Source organism: Pontibacter rufus (assembly GCF_015694705.1).
GTDB classification, from domain to species: domain Bacteria; phylum Bacteroidota; class Bacteroidia; order Cytophagales; family Hymenobacteraceae; genus Pontibacter; species Pontibacter rufus.
Window position 1 is genome coordinate 40,874 of sequence record NZ_JADQDR010000003.1, and the last position, 24,139, is coordinate 65,012.

Sequence of the window (24,139 nt, forward strand, 5' to 3'; positions counted from 1 at the left end):
GTTCTATTGAGCGCTGCCTGATTACTTCTTCCTGAAAAGGAATGTTACTTTACCCGAAAAACAAAACACGATAAACGAAATACTCAGCGCAGCGTCAGGTAGATGAGGCCGGCGTGCAGCAGCATGGCGCCATCGGCCAGCAGTGCATAGTACAGGCGCGGCTTATGTTCCGAAGAAAACAAGACCACCATCGCAGCTCCTGCCGTGCTGGCAATAAGTGCCGGCTGCACCAGTCCGGATTCGGCATTCACCGAAATCACCCCGTACACCAATAGCAGCGACAGTGAAAGCAGCTTTGTTTTGCGCACGCCCAGCAGCCCCGGAAAGGTGAGGGTACTGGTTGTGCGATCATAGGTATAGTCGCGGATATCGAAGAGGAGCGCCAGCGCCAGGATAAACAGGAAACGGCGGGCAAACAGCAGCAGCGCCTGCGTATCCCATACCTGCAGGCCGGCATCCATCAGCGGAAAGAGCGCCGTAACCACCGCCCACACATAGGCAATCAGGAAAACTTTTAGCAGGGGCACGCTACGCAGGGGCCTTATTTTCCGGGATTTATACACCACCATGGGCACCGTGTAGCCGATAGAAATAATGGCCAGGTGCAGCATTATCCAGACATTTATCTTTAAATGATAGCTGAAGTATAAGCAGGCCGCAGCCCCTATAGCGGCCAGCCCGAGAATGGCCATACCCTTCTTATGCCGCTGCGCCCAAGAAGGACTTTGCATATCGGCTTGCTGCAGGGGGTGCCGCACCATACTTTGCACGCTGCTCAGGTTATAGGTAAAAAGCGTTGCCAGGAACACGAATACCGCCATTGGCAGCGATACCGGAACTTTGGCCAGCAGGTATGTTTCCACCGTCAGGCTGAAGCCGCAGCATGAAATAAACACGCTGCTGTAAAGCAGCCAGCCCAATGCCTGCTCTACCTGCGCCGACAGGTATGGCATTACCTGTTGCTTTTGCTTTCCTATGCCGATGCTTCTGTTCCGGTTCATCTTATACCTGCAAGTACGTAACAAATCCACCGTCATTCAACTGTTGCCATATTATCTGCAAAACAAAAAGCCCGGCACAGGTTATACCTATGCCGGGCTTTACAGGTAAAATCAATCTTTTAAATGGTCCTGGCTTTTTTAACCGGTTCGCCGAAGGTTGTGTTATACAGTTCGATGCTGTCCTGTATGATTTTGTAGGCGTGCTCGCGGCCCAGAAATTGCTCCACAATCACTTCCTTGTTCTCCAGCTTTTTGTAATCTTCAAAAAAGCGGCGCATTTCCAGCAAAGTATGGGGTGGCAACTCTGAGATGTCGTTGATATGGCGCACGGACATGTCGTGGTATGCCACAGCGATAATCTTATCGTCCTCCTCGTTGTTGTCGATCATCTGCATCACACCAATTACTTTGGCATCAATCAGGCACATGGGCTGCACATCTATCGAGCAGATAACCAGTATGTCCAGCGGATCTTTGTCGTCGCAATAGGTCTGGGGGATAAAGCCGTAGTTGGCCGGATAATTTACAGACGAAAAAAGCACGCGATCCAGCTTCAGCATGCCGCTTTCTTTGTCTAGTTCATACTTTGCTTTCGATCCTTTCGGAATCTCAATGATGGCTGTAACCACGGCCGGGGCTTCTTCGCCGTAGTTCACGCTGTGCCACGGGTTGTTATTTTCTGTATTCTCCATGTTAATTTATTACTGCTTTTTACAGCGCCGTCATGGCTTCTTCTTCAGGCGCGGGTTATTTCATGTATGGTTGCAAAGGTTTCCCTACGCTGCCACTTGGTTCCTGTATATACAGCCACGAGGCAATGGTGGGCGCAATATCTGTGGTTTCTGTTTTTACGGAGCTTTCGCCAGGCTGCACTTTCCAGCCATACCATATCAGCGGCACATGGGTATCGTAGTTAGAGTAAGAACCATGTGTTGTTCCGGTAGGATGCGCGCCGCCTTCAAACCATCCCGGCTGCAGCACCACTACTACGTCGCCGGAGCGTTGCGGGTTATAGCCATTTTCTACGCGGCCCATCATTCCCTCGCTCCAGTTGTTGGTTTGCAGGGCTGTTGCTGTTATGGCGCTGGCCACCGCCTCGAAACGCATGACGTACCTGGCCACACGCTCCTGCACTTCGGCTGTGTTTATTTTTTTACTGTGTATCAGGTTCCTGTTCAGGTATAACTGCTGGTTGATGTAGCGCTCCACCCAATCGCCGCTGCCGTATACTTTGTCCAGGTAGGTGTCTACAGAATCGCGTATGATGCTTCCGTTTGCCACACCGGCGGGCACTTTGTTGGCTGTCAGAAAAGCGGGCACATGCGCTGCGCCATGGTCTGCCGTCAGGAAGAACAATACGTTTCCTTTGCCTGCCTGCTGCTCTGCCGCCGTAATCAGCTCTGCAATCTCTTTATCCAGGCGCAGGAAAACATCCTCGGCCTCGACAGAGTTAGGCCCAAACCTGTGACCGACATAATCTGTAGAGGAAAAGCTGACAGTGAGAAAATCGGTCTGCGCACCCTTGCCCAGGTTTTCGGCCTCCAGCGCTGCCAGCGCAAAATCTTTGGTAAGCGTATTGCCGACGGGCACAGAACGGATCAGCTCGTAATCATTGCCACGCAGGGCTGGCAGGTTATGCGGAAACACAGGCTGTTTCTCGCCCGAAAACAAGCCTTCCCAGGGTTCATTATCCGGTGTGCTTTCGGTATACTCTGCTATGGGCAGCAGGGTGGTCCAGGGCTGGCTCAGGTATTTATCGGCCAGTTTCCGGTTGTTAAACGTCTGCACCCAGGCAGGCAGTTCGTTCTCGTAATAGGTGCTGGTAATCCAGTTTCCGGTGGGAGAATCGAACCAGTAAGCTGCGTTAGCCAAATGACCGGCCGGAAGTATGGAACCTCTGTCTTTCAGCGCTACGCCGATTACTTTGGCACCCATGTTGGTAGCCAGCCGCAGCTCGTCCGTAATGGTTGTCGTCAGCAAATTAGCCGGCGACATTTGCCCTGCATCCGAAGTACTGCCAACCGTTTGCACCGTTTTATCTTCTACGCAGTAAATGGTTGTACCTGTCTGGCGATTGTACCAGTCGTTGCCTATAATACCGTTCAGGGCGGGGATACTGCCCGTGTAGATAGACGCATGGCCCGGGCCGGTATAAGTTGGTACGTAGTTGTAATGGTTATTTTTGAAATTGTAGCCCTGCGTTACCAGCCGTTTAAAGCCATCGTTGCCATACTTATTCCAGTAGCGAAACAGGTAGTCGTAGCGCATCTGGTCTACCACTATACCTACCACCAGTTTGGGGCGGGGAAGGGGCGCTGTTGTCAGTGCCTGTTGTGGCTGGCTTATAGTTGTAGTGGCCGTATGGGTCACACTCATGCAGGCACTTAGCCCAATCAAACACGCAGCTACGGCTTTAACCAGCAGGCTGCGCTTTAGTATAGATTGCTTTTCCATGCGTTTAGGGTTCACTTACCTGCAAATATAACAAGTACCCCCCGTTTATACTTATTCTTTCTGTTAAATATGCACTTTTCCCAATTTTAATAAGACAGATGCGCAACAGGTAGGTATAAAACCGCGGCAGCGCTCACCTGCCGGGTGAACGCTGCCGCTGCTGTGCATTTTTATGTTTATTTTGAAGCCAGAGCCTCGGCGCCGCCCACAATCTCCAGGATTTCCTTGGTAATGGCTGCCTGGCGCGTGCGGTTGTAAGTCAGCTTCAGTTGTTTCAGCAACTCGCCGGCATTGTCCGTTGCTTTGTCCATAGCTGTCATACGGGCGCCTTCTTCTGATGCTTTCGACTCCAGTACAGCCTTGTATACCTGTATTTTCAGCGATTTTGGGATCAGTTCCCGGATGATTTCTTCTTTAGAAGGCTCAAAGGTATAATCGGCTGCCAGCGCAGCAGAACCGTTGCGTTCTATTTGCTTCTCCTCTATAGGCAGGAACTGCTCTGTACGGATAATCTGCGTCGCTACATTCTTAAACTCATTGTATACAATATCCACCCGGTCAAACTCATTGCTTACAAAACCTTCCATGGCACGTTCGGCCGCAGCCCGCACGGTATCGAAAGAGAGGTTAGCAAAGGTGTTGGTATAGTCGCCAATGATGTTGTAGCCGCCGCGCTTGCGAAGTGCATCGAAGCCTTTTTTGCCGATGGTCAGGAAAGTAACGTTACCGGCAGCAAACTGGCGGCTATACTTGTCTGTAATCAGCGAAGTAACAGCTTTTACAATGTTGGAGTTGAAGGCACCGGCCAGACCGCGATCGGAGGTAACAACAATAAGGAGCACCCTGTTTGCCTCACGTTCCTGCGAATATTTGTTGGTTACAGATCCTTCGGTAAGCGTAGACAGATTGGCCAGTATGCCTCCCAGGCGTTGTGCATAGGGGCGCATGCGCAGAATGCTGTCCTGTGCGCGCCGCAGCTTGGCCGCCGACACCATTTTCATGGCTTTCGTGATCTGCTGCGTCGACGAAACAGACGTAATGCGGCTTCTAACCTCTTTTAAACTTGCCATATATTCTCTGCTATAAGCGTATGGGTTAAGATTAAAGGCAGTTTGCCCCTTATCTTAACCCATACTTTAAAACTGTTATCTGTATTTAGCTGAAAGCTCTCTGGCTACCTGCTTCAGAACACCTGTTGTTTCATCATCCAGCTTGCCGGCCAGCAGCGCCTTAAGTGTTTCGGGGTGCTGGGCACGCAATGTACGCTGATACTCTTTCTCAAAAGTTCTTACCTCGTTTACCGGCACGTTGTCCAGCAAACCGTTTGTAGCGCAATAGATAATCGCCACCTGCTCTTCTACCGGCACCGGCGAAAACTGCGGCTGCTTCAGTATTTCGAGGTTGCGGCGGCCGCGCTCAATGGTCAGTTTGGTAGCGGCATCCAGGTCAGAACCGAATTTAGAGAAAGCCTCCAGCTCGCGGAACTGCGCCTGATCCAGCTTCAGCGTACCGGCTACTTTCTTCATCGACTTGATTTGGGCGTTACCACCTACGCGTGATACCGAAATACCCACGTTAATCGCCGGGCGTATACCTGCGTTAAACAGGTTGGTTTCCAGGAATATCTGGCCGTCTGTAATAGAGATAACGTTTGTCGGGATATAAGCCGAAACGTCGCCTGCCTGTGTTTCGATCAGCGGAAGGGCCGTTAGAGAGCCGCCGCCTTTCACCATGTGCTTAATAGATTCCGGCAAATCATTCATGTTGCGGGCAATCTCATCCGAGGCATTGATCTTGGCTGCACGCTCCAGCAAGCGGGAGTGCAGGTAGAATACGTCTCCGGGATAAGCTTCGCGTCCTGGCGGTCTTCTCAGCAGCAGCGACACCTCGCGGTAAGCCACCGCCTGCTTCGACAGGTCATCATATACTACCAGCGCCGGGCGACCTGTATCGCGGAAGAACTCGCCAATGGCAGCACCCGTGAATGGCGCATAAAACTGCAGCGGAGCCGGATCAGAAGCAGAAGCCGCCACTACTACAGTATAATCCATGGCACCACCTTCTGTCAGGGCTTTTACCACCTGCGCCACGGTTGATGCTTTTTGGCCTACGGCTACATATATACAAAATACCGGCTGGCCTTTTTCGAAGAACTCGCGCTGATTCAGAATCGTGTCTATGGCAACGGCTGACTTACCTGTCTGGCGGTCACCGATGATGAGCTCCCGCTGGCCACGGCCAATCGGAATCATAGAGTCAATCGCCTTGATCCCTGTCTGCATCGGTTCGTTTACCGGCTGACGGAAGATTACGCCCGGCGCTTTACGCTCCAGCGGCATCTCATATAACTCTCCGGCGATAGGTCCTTTCCCGTCAATAGGCTGGCCCAGGGTGTTTACCACGCGGCCAATAATGCCATCGCCCACTCTTACAGAGGCAATGCGGTTGGTTCTTTTTACGGTAGCGCCTTCTTTTATTTCGCTGTAATCGCCGAGCATTACGGCTCCTACGTTGTCTTCTTCCAGGTTCAGCACAAGCGCCTGCAGGCCGTTCTCAAATTCAAGAAGCTCGCCGGACTGCGCTTTGGAAAGGCCATAAATACGGGCGACACCGTCACCCACTTGCAGTACCGTACCCACTTCTTCCAGTTCTGCCTCCGAACGGAAGTTCGATAGCTGCTCTCTTAGTATAGCTGATACTTCGTCAGGTCTTACTTCTGCCATGGTTATATCTTAGTAATATAGGAGTTGTCTTTAAAATTATTTTTCAGCTTGCGGAGGTTATACTTCACAGAGCTGTCAATCTGTTTGTCGCCCACGCGCAGCACAAAACCACCGATAAGCGAGGGGTCCACATTTTCTTCCAGTTCAATTGTTTTGCCGGTCTGGGCCACCAGGCGCCGGCCAAGTTCCTCGCGCAGGGCGGGCGTAAGCGGCACAGCTGACGTCACTTTGGCTTTCTGAATGCCTTTGTACAGGTTGTACTGGCGCTCAAACTCCGTTGCGATAAATTCCAGCAGCGACTCCCTGTTTTTGCGTGCCACAATATCGAAGAAGGCCAGCGTCATACTATCTACTTTGCCCTTGAAAAGGGCATTGATCACTGCCAGCTTCTTGTCGGCCTTTACAATAGGGTTTTGCAGCAGCAGCTGTAAGTCTCTGTTCTGGGCAACGGTTTTCGAGAACAGCTTCATGTCCTCGTTTACCTTCTCCAGCACATCCTTTTCCTGCGCCAGCTCAAGCAGCGACTTCGCATACCGGGAAGCAACTCTAATTTCTGACATAATGCTTTTATAGTTGGCGCGCTGCTTTTACAAAGTATAAAAGCAGCGCCGCATGAAATCTTAGTTAAGCGTTACTTCTTTGATGTAGTCCTGTGCCAGGGCCTGCTGTGCCTGTGGGTTGCTCAGTTCTTTGCGCAGAATACGCTCCGCAATTTCCACTGAAAGTGCAGCGGCCATATTTTTTACTTCAGCAATGGCGGCACGCTTCTCGGTGTTGATGGCTTCGCGTGCGTTTGCAATCATACGGTCGCCTTCTTCGTTGGCTTTGTTCCTGGCGGCTTCGATCATGTGGTTCCCGGCTTCTGTCGCTTCCTTCAGGATTCTGTCGCGCTCTAAACGCGCCTGTGCCAGCAGTTTCTCATTTTCAGCCTTCAGGCCCTGCATCTCCAGCTTCGCTTTTTCGGCAGCGCTCAACGCATTTTCAATAGAGGCCTCACGCTCGTTCAGCGCCCTCATGATCGGCTTCCAGGCAAACTTTGTCAGCAGGAACAGCACGAGCAGAAAAGTGACTAACTGCCAGAATATTAAGCCTAAACCAGGGGTTACTAATTCCATTGTTTATGAATTTGAATATGGTTCTTCTTTACCTATACTTATACCTGATACTACCTCTTTGATCTCGTCGTCCGGACCATACGTCCGGACGAGAGACCAGCAAAAGCTTATTAGCCTTTGAAAGAGATCAGCAAGCAAACTACCACACCGAAGAGTGCAACACCTTCGATAAGGGCAGAAGCGATAATCATGGCTGTCTGGATTTTGCCACCAGCCTCAGGCTGACGCGCGATAGATTCCATGGCAGAGCCACCGATTCTACCAATACCCAAACCAGCGCCAAGGGCCACTAGACCAGCACCGATACCGGCACCCATAATCGCGAAACCCGCACCATCTGATAGAGCTTGAAGCAGAATTGCTAACAACATAATAGTATATATATAGTTAAAAAATAAAAATTCGCTTTTAGTGTCCGTCGCCGTAACCCATGTCCTCTACATGGTCATGCTCCTCTACCGCTCCGCCGAAATACATGGCCGAGAGCAGCGTAAAAATGTATGCCTGCAACAGCCCGACAAATAATTCGAGGAAGTTCATAAACACGGCAAACGCAACGCTTAACGGCCCAATCGCCAGGCTCTCGAAAATAAAGATCAAGCTAAACAGGGAAAGAATAATAATGTGCCCTGCCGTAATGTTGGCAAATAATCGAATCATCAGCGAGAATGGCTTGGTAAAAATACCAATCACCTCTACCGGTATCATAATCGGGGCCAGCCACCACGGCACGCCGGGAGTAGCAAAAATATGGCTCCAGTAACTTTTATTGGCGCTAAACAGCGTAATTACCAGCGTCATCACGGCCAGCGACATGGTTACTGCAATGTTTCCTGTTAAATTGGCGCTACCCGGCATCAGGCCCAGCAGGTTGTTAAACCAGATGAAGAAAAAGATAGTGAGCAGGTATGGCATGTAGCGCGCATACTTAGGGCCAATGTTCGCTTTGGCAATATCGTCGCGCACAAAGATGATAATCGGTTCAAAGAACGACTGAATACCTTTTGGCGCTTTGCCGGCATTGGTTTTGTAACGGCGCGCAATCACACAGAATATAATCAGCAGCAAAGTCACGCTTAGAAACAGGGATGCCACGTTTTTAGTGATAGAAAAGTCGTACAACCCTTTGTAGTCTTCTATGGGCTCACCTTCTTCATTGGCCTTGTATATATGCCCGTGTTCCACCACATAGCCGTTGTATGCCACCTCTTCGTCATGCTCGTTAAAGAAGTTCTTTGATGAGAAAACATGCACCTGCCCGTTATCCAGCAGGATCACCGGTAAGTATAGGCTGGCACCATGAGCAAATTCCCATTTATGTTCATCGGCAACGTGATGCAGGATCATATCGCTCGGCTTAAACCCACCACCTTCTTCTGCCGGCGCCTCGGCCGCATAGGCTGAAATCGTCAAAAGGGAAAACAGTAAAACGAATAACTTCTTCATTAAGAGAGATTTAGAAACAGAGTTCATAAAGCTACGCCTTATACTTGATCCTGCTTTTTCAAATTGGGCCGCAAGTTAGCCAATAAGCTGTAGATTTCAAACCCGGTAAACAGAAAATATAAGACAAAGAAATTCAGCACAAACTGCAATTCGTTTTCAGAGAAAAGGTATACATAGATAAACACCACGCCAATGCTCAGCAGCATCCGGAAGCCCATAGACCCGAAGTAGTATAGCTGAAAATTTTCGTTGTCGTAACTGATGCCCAGGCGCGTGATGTAGAAGGTAAGCGCCGTAATAAAAACAAAGAAAGCCAGCACGTACCATACATACGTATGCACCAGCGCCTGGCCGGTAAAATAGGCGAGCGCTCCGATAACAAGCCCTACTACGCCCGAGAAAATCAACAGGTTTCTAAAGAAATGCACAGCTTTTATTTTTTGTTGAGTGATAAGATAACGAGCACCATCGACGCCACTACGGCCACCAGCAACAGCACAATCGTAAACCACGGGTTCCGGGTATGGAAGTAATCGTCCAGTTTCATACCTGCCAGCGCTGCCAGCACCATCACGCCGATCATCTGAAACGCCAGGCCCGAGTACCGCAGGTATGGCTTGATGTTGTCATCGCGCTTCGGTTTATGATCCGGCATGTTGTCCATGTTTAACAGCTAAGTATAAAGCTCCGTTTTTTATTGTTGCATGGCTAAACTCCTAGAAATCAGGCACGCGGCCGAAGCCGGTTTAAACCCGCCTCATCTTCTGCCGTCCTGAAAAGAGAGTACCACTTTTACAATATTACTTCTTTTTTGCGAGCTTGTGCAGCCTGCCACCGGAACAATTTGCATTATCCCGCCTGAAACCAAAACGCTATTTATATAGTTCATTAGCTGCTGGTAAAAACGACTGCTGTAGAATCGGCTTAATGTTGTATTTTTGCAGCAGGTTAAAAATCAGCACATTCTTTGTAGCAATACATTGCATTAACGGGTATCCGGCTGGCTATACTTTTACTTTTGCACCGGCGTTTATACTTTATATTCTTTTGCTTCATAAGCATCTGAACAAATTAAATAGATGTGGCTGATGTGTGATCATCTGAAATTTAGCACATTAGCACATGGATAAATTAGCACATTTACTTACCCTGCTCATATTATTATCTTGAACAAGCAACCACTGCACCTGCTTTTGCTGCTGCCAGCGCTGCTGCTGCTGGGTTCCTGCTCCGTGGAGCGCAACAACCCGCTTAGCAAGACTTACCATAACACCACTGCCCGCTACAATGGCTATTTTCTGGCCAAAGAGAAGATGCGTGCCGTGCAGGAAAGCCTGCAGCAGCAAACCACCTACGATTACAACCAGGTACTCCCGATTTACCCTGCCATAGATTCTGTTACGGCCAAAGCCATGGCCGCCGACCTGGAAGATATAATTAAAAAAGCTTCGTTTCCGATACAATGGCACAAAAACAGCAAATGGATAGACGACAGCTACGTGCTTATCGGGCAGGCGCAGTTTTACCAGCTTAACTTTGCCGAGGCATCCAAGACCTTCAAATACGCCAACACTATCGGCAAAGACAAAGATGCCAGGCATGAGGCGCTGGTGTGGCTGATGCGCTCTTTTATGAAGCTCAACCTGATGGACGATGCACAGGCTGTATCAGAATATTTACGCAAAGAACGCCTCAACAAAGACAATGCCCGCGCCCTGTACCTGGCCCGCGCGCAGTACAACACCCTACTTGGCGACACCGCCGCCGTGATAGAAAACCTGGCGCTGGCGCTGCCTAACTTTGAGGACAAAGACAATCTGAAGCGTACCCGTTTTACGCTGGCACAACTCTATCAGCTTACAGGCCAAAATGAAGAAGCCTATGCGCAGTATAGCCAGGTTTTGCGCAAAAATCCGCCATACGACCTGGGCTTTTTCAGCAGGCTTAACCTGGGGCAGGTAGCGGAACTGAGCGACGCAGAGGACCTGGAGCGCATGGCCAGCTACTACCAGAAGATGCTGAAAGACGACAAAAACAAAGAGTACCGCGACAAGATATACTATGAGATGGCGCAGTTCGAGCTTCGCCAGCAACATTATGATAAAGCACTGGAATATCTGCAGCAGTCGCTGAAAACACCCGGCACGCTGCCTAACCAAAAAGCCTATAGCTACGTGGCCGCAGGTGAGATTTATTTCGATAAGCTGAACAAGTATAACCTGGCCGAGGCCTACTACGATAGTGCCGTGCAGGTATACCCGCAAACGGCCCTGAACTACGAGGCGGTGCGCGAACGCCGCGATGTGCTGGCTGACTTTGCAAAGCAATACAATACCATTCAGACGCAGGACAGCCTGTTACGCCTGGCGCACATGAGCGAAGCCGAGCGCACAGGCTTTGTGAAGCAACTGGTGCAGCGCGAAGAAGAGCTGCGGCAACAGGAACTGGCCCAACAGGAGGCCGCGCAGCAACGCAACCGTGCAGAGCAGCCGCGCCGCAGCAACAGCCGCAATAATCAGAACGGAACTGCTTTCCCGGACGAGACTACCGACGCATCCGGTATCTGGTACTTCGATAATCCCGCCGCCATGGCTTCGGCACGTTCCGAATTTATCCGCCGCTGGGGCGACCGGCCATTGCAGGATTTCTGGCGTATCCGCACCCGCGGCGAAAGCAACCAGCAGGCCCAACCCGCCGAAGCGCCTGTTGTAGCTGACGCCACGCCAGCCTCCGAAGAAGCGCAGCTGTCTCCTGAAGAGCGGGCTAATGCGCAGGTGCAGGCATACTTACAGAACATTCCGGTCACCACTGCCGATATGCAGCGTGCAGAGAAGCAAATTGAAGAGGCGCTCTTTAACCTGGCCAATATCTACGCTCTGAAACTGAACGATATAGGCAAGGCTACCCAGACATACCAGGAGCTGTTGCAGCGCTTCCCGCGCTCAGAGCATGCCGCCGAAACTTATTATAGCCTGTACCTGCTCTACAGCCGGGCAGGCGACGAACCGCAAAAGCAGGCCTACTATAACCGCATCAGGCAGGAATTCCCTAATACAACTTACGCCCGCCTGGTAGATGATCCGGATTTTATGAGCAAAAACGCAGCAGATAACCTGAAGGCGCACATGCTCTACGATGCAGCTTACACTTATTATGAGGAGCAGGATTACAAAAAAGCGGCGCAGGTGCTGGACCAGGTGGTGAGCCGGTACCCGTTGAGCGATATCCAGGACAAGGTGGCTTTTCTGGAAGCGATGATAACGGCACGCACCAAACCGCCACAGGCGCTGCGCGAACAGTTGCAACGATTTAAAACCAATTTTCCGGGCAGCACGCTGCAGCCGCAGGCCGATGCACTGCTGGCCACCTATACTACACTGGAGCAAAATAACCAGCTCCGGCAGGAGGCGCCCTCCAGGGATACTACACCAAAAGCAACTACGGCAGGCAACCTGAGGCCGGAAGAGAAAGTAGCCACTGCGATGGCCGCCTTTACTGTGCCGGATGAGCCTGCAGCACCGCCAAAACCTGTTGCGCCGCCGGTACAGCAACCGTTGGCAGCAGCACATGCTGAAGAAGAGCCCGTGGCCGCTACCAAAGAGGCAGCACCCGCATCGTTGCCAGTACAGCCAGTGCAGGAGGCGACAGCACAACAGCAGCAACCCACGCCTCCTGTAGCATCCAATGTAACTGCTGACACCGTAGCAGCAGCTACGCTGGCCAGTCCTCCGGTAGCGGCAAAAGATCCGCTGGCCTACGAGGCTACCCCGGATACGGCATATTATTTCGTGCTCGTTTACCCACCGGAAGTACCGGCTTTTAAAGACATTGCCGCCAAATACAGCAAGTATAACAGCACCTATCACCGCAACCTCAACCTGCAGGCAGATTCCATAGCCGCTGGTGCCGGCAAAGCAATGCTGGTGCTGGGCACTTTTACAGACCCGAAGGTAGCCTTAGCCTACAACATCAAACAAAAAGGGCCGCAGGCGCCGGTTGGCAGAATCAGAGGTGTAGAATTCACTACCTTTGTTATTACGGCTGCCAACTACCAGAAATTTTTACAGAAGAAGGATGTGGAAGCTTACCTGACATTCTTTAAAAATAACTATTAAATGATCTTACGCAAAAAGCATAGTCCGCTGGAAGTGGCATACAGGAACGTTTCCGTTTGAAGGGCCGCTACAGACGAGCCTGCGCAATCTTAACCAGCAGGTGTTTTGCACAAAATCAGACTTATGCAATTGGTGCATGAAATTTGATAGTTACCTTATTAACACATTAGCACATTAACTCAACATGACTACGCGTCAAGAAACCTCCAAAGCGAAAAGAACAATTTACCCGAAGATAGTTTCCACTCTGTGGCTGCTGTTTGCGGGCGGTTTAATCGTGTTTGCCCTCTACATCTATGCGGTCAGTATCAACTTCCTGAACCTGTTCGGGGAGTTCCCGAATTTACGCACTTTGGAAAATCCTAGAAGTGCATTAGCTTCTGAATTATATTCTGCTGATGATGTAATTTTAGGTAAATACTTTCGTGAGAACCGTACCCCTGTGGATTATGAGGAATTACCGGATAACCTGGTAAATGCGTTAAAAGCCACTGAAGATATACGCTTTGAGGAACATTCTGGAATAGATCCAGAGGCAATGGCACGTGTTGCTGCGGCTATACTTACAGGTCAGTCTAAGGGTGGCGGAAGCACTATAACACAACAAGTTGCTAAAAAGCTTTTCCGGACCCGTGGGGAGGACCTTAATAATGGCTTGCTGAATGATGTACCTGGTATGCGCACACTTATACACAAAACGAAAGAGTGGATATTGGCTGTGAAGTTGGAGCGCTCCTATACCAAGAAGGAAATCATGATGATGTACCTTAACATTTTCGAGTTCGGTAGTAATGCTTTCGGTATAAAATCTGCAGCTAAAACCTTTTTTAATAGTGATGTGCCAGATCTTTCTGTTGAAGAATCTGCTGTTCTTGTGGGCCTATTTAGAAATCCGACATATTATAGCCCAAGATTTCATCCTGAGAACTCCAAGCGCCGCCGTAATGTAGTACTATCGCAGATGGTGAAGTATGGGTTCCTGCCTGAAGAAGAGTATAACCAGCTGAAAGACAAAAACATCAAGCTGGACTACCGGGTAGAAAGCCAGAATATTGGCATGGCGCCATACTTCCGCACCGAGGCCGGAAAGTTTTTGAAGCAGTGGTGCCGCGAAAACGGCTATGACCTGTATGCCGACGGCCTTAAGATTTACACGACTATCGATTCGCGGATGCAGCAGTATGCCGAGAAAGCTGTGGCCACCCACATGGCGGACCGCCAGAAAGTCTTTTTTGAGCACTGGAAAGGCCGTAACCCCTGGGTAGACAGCCACATGCAGGAAATTAAGAATTTTCCGGAGCAGGCCATCAAGCGTACCCCGCGCTACCGCCGGTTGGTGGAGCGCTTCGGCGACAACACAGATTCCATCAATTATTATCTGAACAAGAAAGTGCCCATGACGGTGTTTACCTGGAACGGTGATAAGGAAGTGGTGATGAGCCCGATGGACTCACTGAAGTATTACAAGCATTTCCTGCAGACAGGTTTTATGGCGATGGAGCCGCAGACGGGCCACATCAAAGTATGGGTGGGCGGCATCGACTACGATCATTTTAAGTATGACCACGTACAGCAGGCGGCGCGGCAGCCCGGCTCCACGTTTAAGCCTTTTCTGTACACGGCCGCGATAGAAAGCGGACTTTCTCCCTGCTACGAGGTTATTGACACCAAAACCTGTGTGCCGCTGCCGGACGGCACCATGTGGTGCCCGAGCAACGCCGATAACAAATACTCCGGCAAAAAGTATACTTTGCGCCAGGGATTGGCAGAGTCTGTGAACTCCATCTCGGCTTTCCTGGTGAACAAACTGGGTGCTGAAACGCTGGCAAACACCGCCAAACGCATGGGCATCACTACGCCTTTGGATCCTACCCCGTCGCTGGCGCTCGGCACCAGCGACGTAACGCTGTTTGATATGGTGGGCGCTTATGGCACTTTCGTGAATGGCGGCATGTGGGTAGAACCGAACTTTATTACCCGCATCGAGGACAAGCACGGCAATGTGGTGGCTGAGTTTACGCCGAAGAAGGATCAGATTTTAAGCGAAGAAACAGCGTATACCATGATTCACATGCTCCGGGCTACCACAGAGCGCGGTGGCACCGCATACGGCCTGCGCTTCCGCAATCACCTCACTAACGACATCGGTGCCAAAACGGGTACTACCCAAAACCAATCCGATGCCTGGTTTATGGGCCTCACGCCTGATTTGGTATGCGGCACCTGGGTGGGCGGCGAAGATCGCTCTATCCACTTCCGCAGCATTGCCCTGGGGCAGGGCGCTAAACTGGCTATGCCGATTTATGGCGCTTTTATGCAGAAGGTGTATGCCGATAAGTCGCTGGATGTATCGAAGGCTCCTTTCCCCAAACCTGATGGGTTTTCGGTAGAACTGGATTGCGCCCAGTATAACCAGGGGGCCATGCCGATAGACTCGTTGCAGCAGGACGAGTTCCTGAACCTGCCCACTGAGATTGACCTGGACCCCAACATCTAAATAAAGGAACCGTAATACTTTGTTTGCTTTTGCTGGCGGAGGGTGGCCCCGTTCTCCCGGTTTCTGCCTGTAGGAGCAACTTTAGGGAATTATACTTAATGCGTGTGAGTTGCTTTATTTAGAACTTAAACGGCTTCGTTTATGCCTGCAAATGAAAAGTTAAAGGAAAAGATCTCGCACCTGCCGCACAAGCCCGGCATCTATAAGTTTTTTGATGAAAGCGGCATCATCTATGTAGGCAAAGCGATTGATATCCGCAAGCGCGTCAGCTCCTACTTTAACCGATCTGCCCAGCACAATAAGAAAACGCTCAAGCTTGTTTCGCAAATAAACGATATTGAGTTTACCATTGTAGATACCGAAGCCGATGCTTTTCTGCTGGAAAACAACCTTATCAAGCAGTATCAGCCCAAGTATAACATCCTGCTGAAAGACGGAAAGACATACCCTTACATCTGCATCGTTAATGAGCGATTTCCGCGCGTTATCAGCACGCGCAACAAACTGAACGACGGCTCACGTTACTTTGGCCCTTACGCCAGCGTTACCACCATGAACGTGGTGCTCGACCTTATCCGCACTTTGTATCCGCTACGCACCTGCACCTATAATTTGTCGCCGGAGAATGTGGCGGCAGGCAAGTTCAGGGTATGCCTGGAGTACCACATCGGCAACTGCAAAGGCCCCTGCGAGGGACTGGTAGATGAAACGGAGTATAACGCCAACATCGCCCAGATCAAAAACATACTTTCGGGCAATCTGTCGGTGGCCAAAAACTATTTTAAGGAGCACATGGCCGCCGCTGCCGCCGATTACCAGTATGAACTGGCGCACCAGTACAAGCAAAAGCTGGACATGCTGGAGGATTTTCAGACAAAATCCACCGTAGTGAGCAATACGCTTACGGATATAGATGTTTTTACCATCACTTCTAACGAGCAATGCGCCTTTGTCAACTACCTGAAGGTAATGAACGGCTCCGTTATACTTACCCAATCACTGGAGATACAGAAAAAGCTGGACGAGGAAGATGCCGATATTCTGGCTTCAGTGGTGGTGCAGCTGCGCCAGGACTTTGAAAGCACCTCGCGGGAAATTATCACCAACATCGTACTTGTGCTTCCGCTCGATAACCTCACGGTAACGCAGCCGCAGATTGGCGACAAACGCAAACTGCTGAACCTGTCGCTGAAGAACGCTTTATACCTGCGTAAAGAACGTGAAAGCCGCCAGGAGCAGAACAGAGATCTGAGTGATCAGCGGGAAATGCGCGTGCTGGAAACATTAAAGAAAGACCTCCGCCTCACCGAATTACCGCGCCAGATCGAATGTTTTGATAACTCTAACTTCCAGGGCGATAACCCGGTGGCCTCAATGGTATGCTTTAAGAACGGCAAGCCCAGCAAGAAAGACTATCGCCATTTCAATATCAAAACGGTGGTGGGCGCCAACGACTTCGAATCAATGTATGAGATTGTAACGCGCCGCTACAAACGCCTGCTGGAAGAGAACCAACCGCTGCCACAACTCATTATCATTGATGGCGGCAAGGGCCAGCTAAGTATGGCTGTGAAGGCGTTGAAGGATTTGGACATCTATGGCAAAGTAGCCGTGGTTGGCATTGCCAAGCGGCTGGAAGAAATTTTTTACCCTGGTGACAAACTGCCGCTTTATATTGACAAGAAATCTGAGTCGCTCAAGCTTATTCAGCGCTTGCGCAATGAGGCGCACCGCTTTGCCATTACTTTCCACCGCAGCAAGCGCGATGCCGGAACGCTGAAAACAGAGCTTACCGACGTAAAGGGCATCGGCCCTACCACCGCCGAAACACTACTGGCTAAGTATAAATCCGTTAAAAAACTGAAAGCCTTAACGCAGCAGGAACTCACAGCCGAAGTTGGCGCTTCGAAGGCAGCCATTCTTTATACTTATTTTCACAACGGCGGCGCATAGTACAAGTATAGACCGGTATTTAAAATACATATGTGCGCACACTGCGAGGCACTTTGTAATTAGAGTGGTTTCTGGCAAGTATAAGTATAACCTGCACTTGCGGCAACCATACATGGCCTTCATTTCGGCTTATGATCAAAAAAGGAGATGCGATGCATCTCCTTTTTTGATTAATTATGTTTGATTCTACTTTATACTTAGTAGCTCCAGAGGCTGTACTCATACTCGATGAGCGCTTCGGCAGCTTCCTGTGCAGCCAGCAAGCCTTTTTTGCCACCGCCATAAATATCGGCCAGCGCCCTGTCGCCTGGGTTCGATATTTTGGTAATGTAAGAGCTAAAAAGCCACAGGTCGAAAGCATCGGCCAGGTTCTTATGCTGTGCATCGTTCTGGGCATTATACCAGATCGCCATTTCCGGGTTTGCGCGGAAAACGCGTACCAGATCGCTCATCTTAAAGCTGCCTACGTTCTGCTCAAACCCAAGTGCATTAAGTGTGGAAGGCACTTTTACACTAATAGACTGGATATCGTGGTACATGCGGGAGCGCTTTTTGTCAAATACAACATTCTCCTTCAGTTCCAACAGGTATAGCTGCTTCGGAAAGTACTCGTTGCTGACAGGCGCGGTACTTGTCTGCGTTTCTGTTTCGCCAAGGGCAGCACCCCAGGCGTCTTCCTGCTCCTTTGCTTCCTCTTTTCCGAATCCTGCCGCTATTTCTTCTTCACTCAGGCCACCGGCGGTTTCCTGCGAAGTCATGTTGGCAATAAATTCTTCACGTGTAAGCGGCGTATTCAGCGAGTCGTTTTTGTAGGCTGTCAGTTCACCGCTTTTTACGGCGTTGATGATAATCTTTGTAATCTCCCTGTTTTCGGAGAACATAGGCTTGTTTTGCTTTTCACGCAAATCAATTTTACGCCATACTGTTTTCTTAAACAGGATATCCGATTCCGGAATAGGCCGCGCGGAAGGATTGCTGGAGGTAGTGGTGGCCACTTGCTGTGCCATAGCCCCTACAGATAACATCAACCCTGCTGCTACACCTATAGCTTTAATTAGTTTCATACGCCTTTGAGCTTTTAATTTAACGGGATAATCCAGTTGTTATCACCTCCAACTTTGGCATCAACCGCCTGGCCTTTATAGTTCAGGCGCTTCACATCCAGCACCTCCAGCACTACCCTGTCGCCTTTGCTTGCTTTGGCGGCAAAGCTGGTCAGGTTAGCTGTCGGGCCGTTAAACTCGCCCTGATCAATCGGCTGGTTGTTGCGCACCAGGTAAGCTTTCCATTTGGTAACTCTATAACGTGCTTCGTTCGGTAATAATTGTTTGAAGCCTTCGTCCGCTACCGCCTGTATTTCAACTGCCCTGATAGATTGTGCCGGCACACCGCGTTTCACGTCTATCGGACGGCCATTTACCAGGGGCACCAGTTCAGGTTTTGGCACCGGGCGCACTTGAAAGGTTTCTTTGCCGATAGCATTGCCGCCGCTGCTCACGTTAATGGTTACCTGCGTTGCGGTCGGAATAATTGTTACCTCACCTTTTTTAGCACCTTTAATGGCAGAGCCACCGGATGCGCTAAAGCTTGGGTCATAAATAGCGCCCAGAGCCGGCACCTGAATGTTCAGTTCGTTGGCACACTGGAAGTATAAAGCCTGCACAGCTGCAGACTGAATCTGGATGACCGGTTTAGCTACTATATACTCTTCCTCAACAGGATAAACTTTTTCTTCGCCGTTCTGATTGATTATGATAGAACCTTTCCAGGTTTGCTTAGAATTACCATCTGCATCGTAATTTGAGGCTGAAGCTGGGAATTCTATTATACCTTTGCCATCCACTACCTTGATGGGTTTACCCTGGAACTTCATAATCGGTGTAATCGCATCAGAAGAAGCTGCAATAAACATTTCAGCTCTATACTTGGTACCGGCTGCTACTGTTTTAGACTCGGCACGCGCCATAGCAAATATCTTCTCGAATTTGATAAGGTCAGCGCCTACTGAAGCCGCCAGTTTCTGCAATGCATTCGCCTCATACTTCAGCACTTCGTTTTCTTTCTGCGACAGCGTGGCCAAAGCCGCTACCAGGGGCGTATTTTCAAAATTCAGCTCTGCGAAGTCCTTATTCTTCTGCGCTTTGTCTCTTTTTGCCACCGGGTCTTCACTGCCTGAAAGGGCTATACTTGCCGGCACACTCGGGTCATACTGCCGTATAAACTTGGCGTAATTGTTCAGCTTATCACGCAATTCGTAGGCTTTGCCGTTGTTCTTGTTAGAAGCGCCAATCATGTTAATGGCCACCACATCCTCTGAAGACGGGTTTACATATTGGCCGGTTTCGGGGTTTACGCCACCGGTTTTCTGTACCAGCATATCACGCAATCCGTGAATATAGCTTACCAACTCTGAGGTCTGCTGGCGTATTTGCTGCGCGTTTGTCAGCACACGCTGATCACTCGCTCTGTTGCCGCCTTTGTTCACGGCGGTCTTTATATTAGATATTACTCCGGCATTATCACTTACTGTCTTGTTGTTTACTTCCATCATACTTTCGTCGAGGAACTTAAACTTTAACAGGATCGCCGAGCTCACTTGTAAGGCCAGAAGTGCGGTTAGTACCAGGTACATCATACCGATCATCTTCTGCCGTGGTGTCTCTTTTCCTCCAGCCATTATTTATACTTTCTTTACTTTTTTCTTTGATGATTTAGGACTTGATACACGTGGCCGGATTAGCTCTTCATCGCTGACAGCATGTTGCCGTACACCGTGTTAAGCGAATGCAGGTTTTGCGTTAAGCGTGATACTTCATCCTTAAACTGCTCCGTGTTTTTGCTGGCATCCGAGAGGTTGTCCATGGCTATACTCAGGTTGCCATAGAACTTGTTCATTGCCTTCAGGTGGCTGTTGGCATCCTGCAGTTCCATTTCGTAAACTGCATTCAGCGCGCCCAGGTTCCTGGTCATGCCCTGAATCTGGTTGTGATATTCTTTTGCATCCACGGTAGAGCCAGCCATGTGCGACAGGGCTTCTGCAGTGGTTGCATAGGCTTTGTTCATGTTATCGAGCTGGTTTGCGGCAGCTTTTACCCTAACTGTATAATCCTGGGTAGCAGTGGCAGCCTGGCTCATATCAGCCATTTGCGCGGCAGTTTCGCTCAACCTGTTCAGGCCCGTGCCCAGCGAGTTGATGGTTTCCGGTGTAATGGCGGCATTGCGCATCATTTCGTCCAGTTTACCTGTTACAGACGGACCCTGCGACGTATGCTGTACTGGCATAAGGCCTTCGCCGGCATATTCATCTGCCAGTTGCGGGTATACTCTTGCCCAATCAGGTTCTGCATGCTGCGGCTGGAAAGAGCTCAGGAAAAATATAACGGCCTCTGTACTCAAACCAAGAATCAGCATCAAATCGGCGCCAGCCCAGTGCTGGATTTTAAACAATGCACCTACAATTACGACAGCAGCACCGATACCGTAAACTTTGGGCATCAACACGTCATATAAAAAATTGCGACCTTTAGCTTTGCTCATTTTAATTTTTAATTAATTGTAAAAGGTTGTGATTTAGGGGATTTATATAAGTTTAATTTTTCTGCCTGGATGGGTTATCAGCTTAAAACTATCTGCCGGGTAAATGGCCTAAGAAGTACATAGTATTGCGGAAACCGATATATGAACGTGCCGAGTCCTGGTATTCGAAATTACGTGTACCTGTTTCCAGGAAGTAAGCAATATCTTTCCATGAGCCGCCCCTTACTACTTTTCTGGGCTCATTGTCGTCGCGGTATACCGGGTTCAGGTCCCACACAATCGGAACACTGGCTTCAGCAAAGGCATCCTCGCACCACTCGGCCACGTTGCCCGACATGTCGTACAGACCGAAATCGTTGGGAAAGAATTGTGCTACCGGGCCAGTGTAAGTAAAGCCGTCGCTGTAGTAATCGCCACGGCCCGGCTTAAAGTTAGCCAGCAGACAGCCTTTGGCGTTGCGCAGGTAAGGGCCGCCCCAAGGGAACATAGCCATATCGCGGCCGCCGCGGGCAGCATACTCCCACTCGGCCTCTGTTGGCAAACGAAATGGCGGTACCGGCGCTATACCCTCTTCGGCATTGGCCTGATTTTTATGCTTGGTGCGCCAAGCACTGAACTGGCGTGCGGCAAACCAGTCTACACCCACTACCGGATAATCGTCAAAAGCGGGATGCGAAAAATAATACTCCATCAGGGGGTCGCCCATGTGGTAAGTATAATCTTTTACCCACACCGTGGTATCCGGGTACAGACTTGTAATAATATAATCTTCGCCCAGCACATCCAGCGAATCTTGCATCATTACGTTGATAAACTGACGGTATTCGTTGTTGGTAATCTCGGTTTCGTCCATATAAAAGCCACTGATGGTTACCTGCTTGTTCAGGTTGGCCATGGTAGCGGCAATGTCCTCATCAGCCTGGCCCATGTGGAATGTACCGCCCGGGCAGGCCACCATACCATAAGGCACTTCCTGCGGATTGTATTCCGGGCGATCTTCAGCACCTACCAGGTCACCCTGGGGACCTTTTCTCAATCCGCAGCCTGCAAGCACTACCACCGCCAGTGCGAAGGAAGACAGCTTAAGTAATTTGTTCATGATGGCTTCTAAAAGTATAAATTTTGTAGTAATGTATTTTAGCACATTTTTACGGGTGTAGCAAATGTATATGATTTTGAAATAAATAAAAAACAATTCGCTACAACACGTATTTATTATTTTTTAACGCGGTAACGAGCTGATTATTATATCACTTAATCACAAATATTTTATGCGCGTGCTATGAAGTATAAACTTTTTCAGTGCAATCTTTTTTTGTTGGACAGGCTCTATCTGGAGAAGAAATAACGCGGGGTTCTGATGGCCGGCCGGATTCTTACAACGGGCTCAGGCAATCTGTAACTCAGCATCACCTCGTGCGAGGTGGGCGCTTTGGCCGCTGTATTGAACGTTGTGAAATCAAATGCATATCCTACCCGTAGCGCATTATCCTGGAACAGAGATAATCCAACAAGAGCACTAACAGCTTCCTTATGCCTATAATTCAATCCGGCCCAATATTTTTCAGCATAAGTTGCCCGCACGCCGGCATCGTACGAAAAAGTTTCGGTATCATACTTAAAAAGCGCCGTGGGTGTAACCACCACATCGGCGCTCACCGGCAAATTAACACCGCCGGTAATGTAAATATGATTCTCACTTAAATAGCGCCCGTTACCCGTAGCAGAGGAGTCCTGAAAAAGATATTCGGAATGCAGCAGGTTTGTAATACCGCCACCGGCATAAAACTGGTCGGACTGGTACCACAGGCCGGCGCCCAGGTCATACTTGCTATCAGAGCTGTTGTAAGGCACGTGCGTGTCGTTCGGGTCGTTGGCACGGTAAGCGCCTTGTTTGATGTTGTTAACAGTGCCCTGCACACCAATACCCAACTTGCCGGTTTCGCCGATGTTAATATGATAGGAGTAGGAGAGGGCTGCCTGCAGGTACGTAAAATTTGCTATCCTGTCGCGCATCAGGCTTACGCCTACACCGCCGTGCAGCAGCCTTACGGGGGTGCTAGCCGAAAGCAGCATCGTGCGCGGCGAGCCGCCGTCATCCAATGTGGCATCGTAGCCAAGCCACTGGTAACGGTAAATAGAAAATATTTCGGGGTGGTTGGTGATACCGGCATAAGCAGGGCTGATGTGCATGCCGTTGAAACTGTAATGCGTAAACTGTGGCTGCTGTTGTGCCCAAACCAGCGGATGGCATAACAGGAACAACATGATAACAGGTAGAAACTTTTTCATAGGCTGCAGGAAGGCAAAATACCGAATGACAGATAAAGGTTGCCGTCATTCCAAATATAGCCATTAAACGCTAAAACGCAAAAGTAAGTATGCCGTTGAGCCTGCTTACTTTTGCGTTTTAGTTAGTATGCAAATCCGGAATAAAAGTTACAACCGGCGCTTTATTTTTTTGCTTCCTGCTTATGCTTCTGGTTCTGAATGTATACTTCGATGGCCCCGGTCATTGACGGCGCGTTCGGCATAGGCGCCTCTATGTCAAGCTCCAGGCCTGCGTCCAGCACAGCCTTGGCTGTGGTAGGCCCGAATGCCGCAATGCGCGTGTTGTTCTGCTTAAAATCCGGGAAGTTGGCAAACAGCGACGTAATACCCGACGGGCTGAAAAAAGCCAGACAATCATACGTTACATCATCCAGGTCCGACAGGTCAGCCGCTACGGTTTTGTAGATGATGGCCTCTGTGTGCTTGATTTTGTTTGCCGTCAGAAACGCCGGAATATCCTCTTTGCGAATGTTGGAGCAGGGGAACAAGAAATTCTCATTTTTATGTTTTTTGATAACTTCCAACAGATCCCTGGCCGTTTTCTCGCCTACAAACAATTTGCGCTTGCGCAGCACAATATACTTCTGCAGGTAATAAGCCGTCTGGTCCGAAATACAAAAGTATTTCATATCAGCGGGCATCTCTATTTTGCTTTCCTGGCAAATGCGAAAGAAATGATCCACGGCATTGCGGCTCGTAAAAATAATAGCCGTGTGCGCCAGAATATCCACTTTATCCTTTCGGAACTCTTTGTATGGGACTGGCTCCACATCTATAAAAGCCCTGAAATCTACCTTGATATCATACTTCTCAGCAATAGACAAGTATGGCGAATTATCAGTGGTAGGCTGTGGTTGCGTAACCAGGATACTTTTAATGGGTAGTTTGCCTCTGTCAGGGTTTGCGCTACCCTTTGCTTTGTTTTCAGCCATATTGGAATAATGCGGTTGTTAAATTATCACCTGCC

At 49.7% G+C, this 24,139-nt stretch carries 20 protein-coding genes; 3 read left to right on the top strand and 17 right to left on the bottom strand.

The genetic code is table 11. From position 1 onward, the window contains the following. Positions 1–83: 83 nt before the first annotated feature. From I2I11_RS06340 to I2I11_RS06390, 11 genes are all read right to left on the bottom strand, one after another. Entirely contained in the window at positions 84–1,001 is a 918-nt protein-coding gene (locus I2I11_RS06340) for a UbiA prenyltransferase family protein (RefSeq protein WP_196266848.1), read from the bottom strand. 119 nt (positions 1,002–1,120) lie between these two features. Beyond that, the gene (locus I2I11_RS06345) at positions 1,121–1,693 is read right to left on the bottom strand and encodes an inorganic diphosphatase (protein WP_196266849.1); all 573 of its coding nucleotides are present in this window, start codon (positions 1,691–1,693) and stop codon (positions 1,121–1,123) included. Between the two features lie 55 nt (positions 1,694–1,748). Continuing rightward, the gene (gene pafA, locus I2I11_RS06350) at positions 1,749–3,455 is read right to left on the bottom strand and encodes an alkaline phosphatase PafA (protein ID WP_230679940.1); all 1,707 of its coding nucleotides are present in this window, start codon (positions 3,453–3,455) and stop codon (positions 1,749–1,751) included. Positions 3,456–3,631: 176 nt separating this feature from the next. Then, entirely contained in the window at positions 3,632–4,525 is an 894-nt protein-coding gene (gene atpG / locus I2I11_RS06355; RefSeq protein WP_196266850.1) for an ATP synthase F1 subunit gamma, read from the bottom strand. 75 nt (positions 4,526–4,600) lie between these two features. Next, a complete protein-coding gene (gene atpA, locus I2I11_RS06360) occupies positions 4,601–6,178 on the bottom strand; it encodes a F0F1 ATP synthase subunit alpha (RefSeq protein ID WP_196266851.1) in 1,578 nt (525 codons plus the stop codon). A 2-nt stretch (positions 6,179–6,180) separates the two neighbouring features. After that, complete coding sequence (atpH, locus tag I2I11_RS06365) at positions 6,181–6,738, bottom strand: ATP synthase F1 subunit delta (RefSeq protein WP_196266852.1); 558 nt, start codon at positions 6,736–6,738, stop codon at positions 6,181–6,183. Between the two features lie 60 nt (positions 6,739–6,798). Then, positions 6,799–7,293 (bottom strand): F0F1 ATP synthase subunit B, encoded by a 495-nt coding sequence (locus I2I11_RS06370; RefSeq protein ID WP_196266853.1) that lies wholly within the window; start codon positions 7,291–7,293, stop codon positions 6,799–6,801. A 110-nt stretch (positions 7,294–7,403) separates the two neighbouring features. Continuing rightward, a complete protein-coding gene (gene atpE / locus I2I11_RS06375; protein WP_196266854.1) occupies positions 7,404–7,664 on the bottom strand; it encodes an ATP synthase F0 subunit C in 261 nt (86 codons plus the stop codon). 37 nt (positions 7,665–7,701) lie between these two features. Beyond that, positions 7,702–8,739 (bottom strand): F0F1 ATP synthase subunit A, encoded by a 1,038-nt coding sequence (gene atpB, locus I2I11_RS06380; protein WP_196266855.1) that lies wholly within the window; start codon positions 8,737–8,739, stop codon positions 7,702–7,704. Between the two features lie 38 nt (positions 8,740–8,777). Further along, the gene (locus tag I2I11_RS06385) at positions 8,778–9,167 is read right to left on the bottom strand and encodes a hypothetical protein (RefSeq protein ID WP_196266856.1); all 390 of its coding nucleotides are present in this window, start codon (positions 9,165–9,167) and stop codon (positions 8,778–8,780) included. Between the two features lie 5 nt (positions 9,168–9,172). Then, on the bottom strand, positions 9,173–9,394 hold the full coding sequence (locus I2I11_RS06390; protein ID WP_230679941.1) for an AtpZ/AtpI family protein: 222 nt from the start codon (positions 9,392–9,394) through the stop codon (positions 9,173–9,175). Between the two features lie 511 nt (positions 9,395–9,905). On the opposite strand from I2I11_RS06390, the gene porW reads away from it, so the two are divergent. The 3 genes from porW (at position 9,906) to uvrC (ending at position 17,304) form a co-directional block, all read left to right on the top strand. Continuing rightward, positions 9,906–12,854, top strand: a complete 2,949-nt coding sequence (gene porW, locus I2I11_RS06395) for a type IX secretion system periplasmic lipoprotein PorW/SprE (protein WP_196266858.1) — start codon at positions 9,906–9,908, stop codon at positions 12,852–12,854. Positions 12,855–13,038: 184 nt separating this feature from the next. Beyond that, positions 13,039–15,351, top strand: a complete 2,313-nt coding sequence (locus tag I2I11_RS06400; RefSeq protein WP_196266859.1) for a penicillin-binding protein 1A — start codon at positions 13,039–13,041, stop codon at positions 15,349–15,351. 141 nt (positions 15,352–15,492) lie between these two features. Next, positions 15,493–17,304, top strand: a complete 1,812-nt coding sequence (gene uvrC / locus I2I11_RS06405) for an excinuclease ABC subunit UvrC (protein ID WP_196266860.1) — start codon at positions 15,493–15,495, stop codon at positions 17,302–17,304. Positions 17,305–17,501: 197 nt separating this feature from the next. Here the strand turns inward: uvrC and porN are convergent, their stop codons facing one another. The 6 genes from porN to I2I11_RS06435 all read right to left on the bottom strand — a co-directional run bounded on the left by porN (position 17,502) and on the right by I2I11_RS06435 (position 24,104). Then, a complete protein-coding gene (gene porN, locus I2I11_RS06410; RefSeq protein ID WP_196266861.1) occupies positions 17,502–18,368 on the bottom strand; it encodes a type IX secretion system ring subunit PorN/GldN in 867 nt (288 codons plus the stop codon). 14 nt (positions 18,369–18,382) lie between these two features. After that, positions 18,383–19,981 (bottom strand): type IX secretion system motor protein PorM/GldM, encoded by a 1,599-nt coding sequence (porM, locus tag I2I11_RS06415; RefSeq protein ID WP_196266862.1) that lies wholly within the window; start codon positions 19,979–19,981, stop codon positions 18,383–18,385. Between the two features lie 59 nt (positions 19,982–20,040). Next, the gene (porL, locus tag I2I11_RS06420) at positions 20,041–20,841 is read right to left on the bottom strand and encodes a type IX secretion system motor protein PorL/GldL (RefSeq protein WP_196266863.1); all 801 of its coding nucleotides are present in this window, start codon (positions 20,839–20,841) and stop codon (positions 20,041–20,043) included. 88 nt (positions 20,842–20,929) lie between these two features. Further along, a complete protein-coding gene (gene porK / locus I2I11_RS06425; RefSeq protein WP_196266864.1) occupies positions 20,930–21,940 on the bottom strand; it encodes a T9SS ring complex lipoprotein PorK/GldK in 1,011 nt (336 codons plus the stop codon). A 230-nt stretch (positions 21,941–22,170) separates the two neighbouring features. Continuing rightward, on the bottom strand, positions 22,171–23,133 hold the full coding sequence (locus tag I2I11_RS06430) for a PorP/SprF family type IX secretion system membrane protein (RefSeq protein WP_196266865.1): 963 nt from the start codon (positions 23,131–23,133) through the stop codon (positions 22,171–22,173). Positions 23,134–23,294: 161 nt separating this feature from the next. Continuing rightward, a complete protein-coding gene (locus I2I11_RS06435; RefSeq protein ID WP_196266866.1) occupies positions 23,295–24,104 on the bottom strand; it encodes a uroporphyrinogen-III synthase in 810 nt (269 codons plus the stop codon). Positions 24,105–24,139 lie beyond the last annotated feature (35 nt).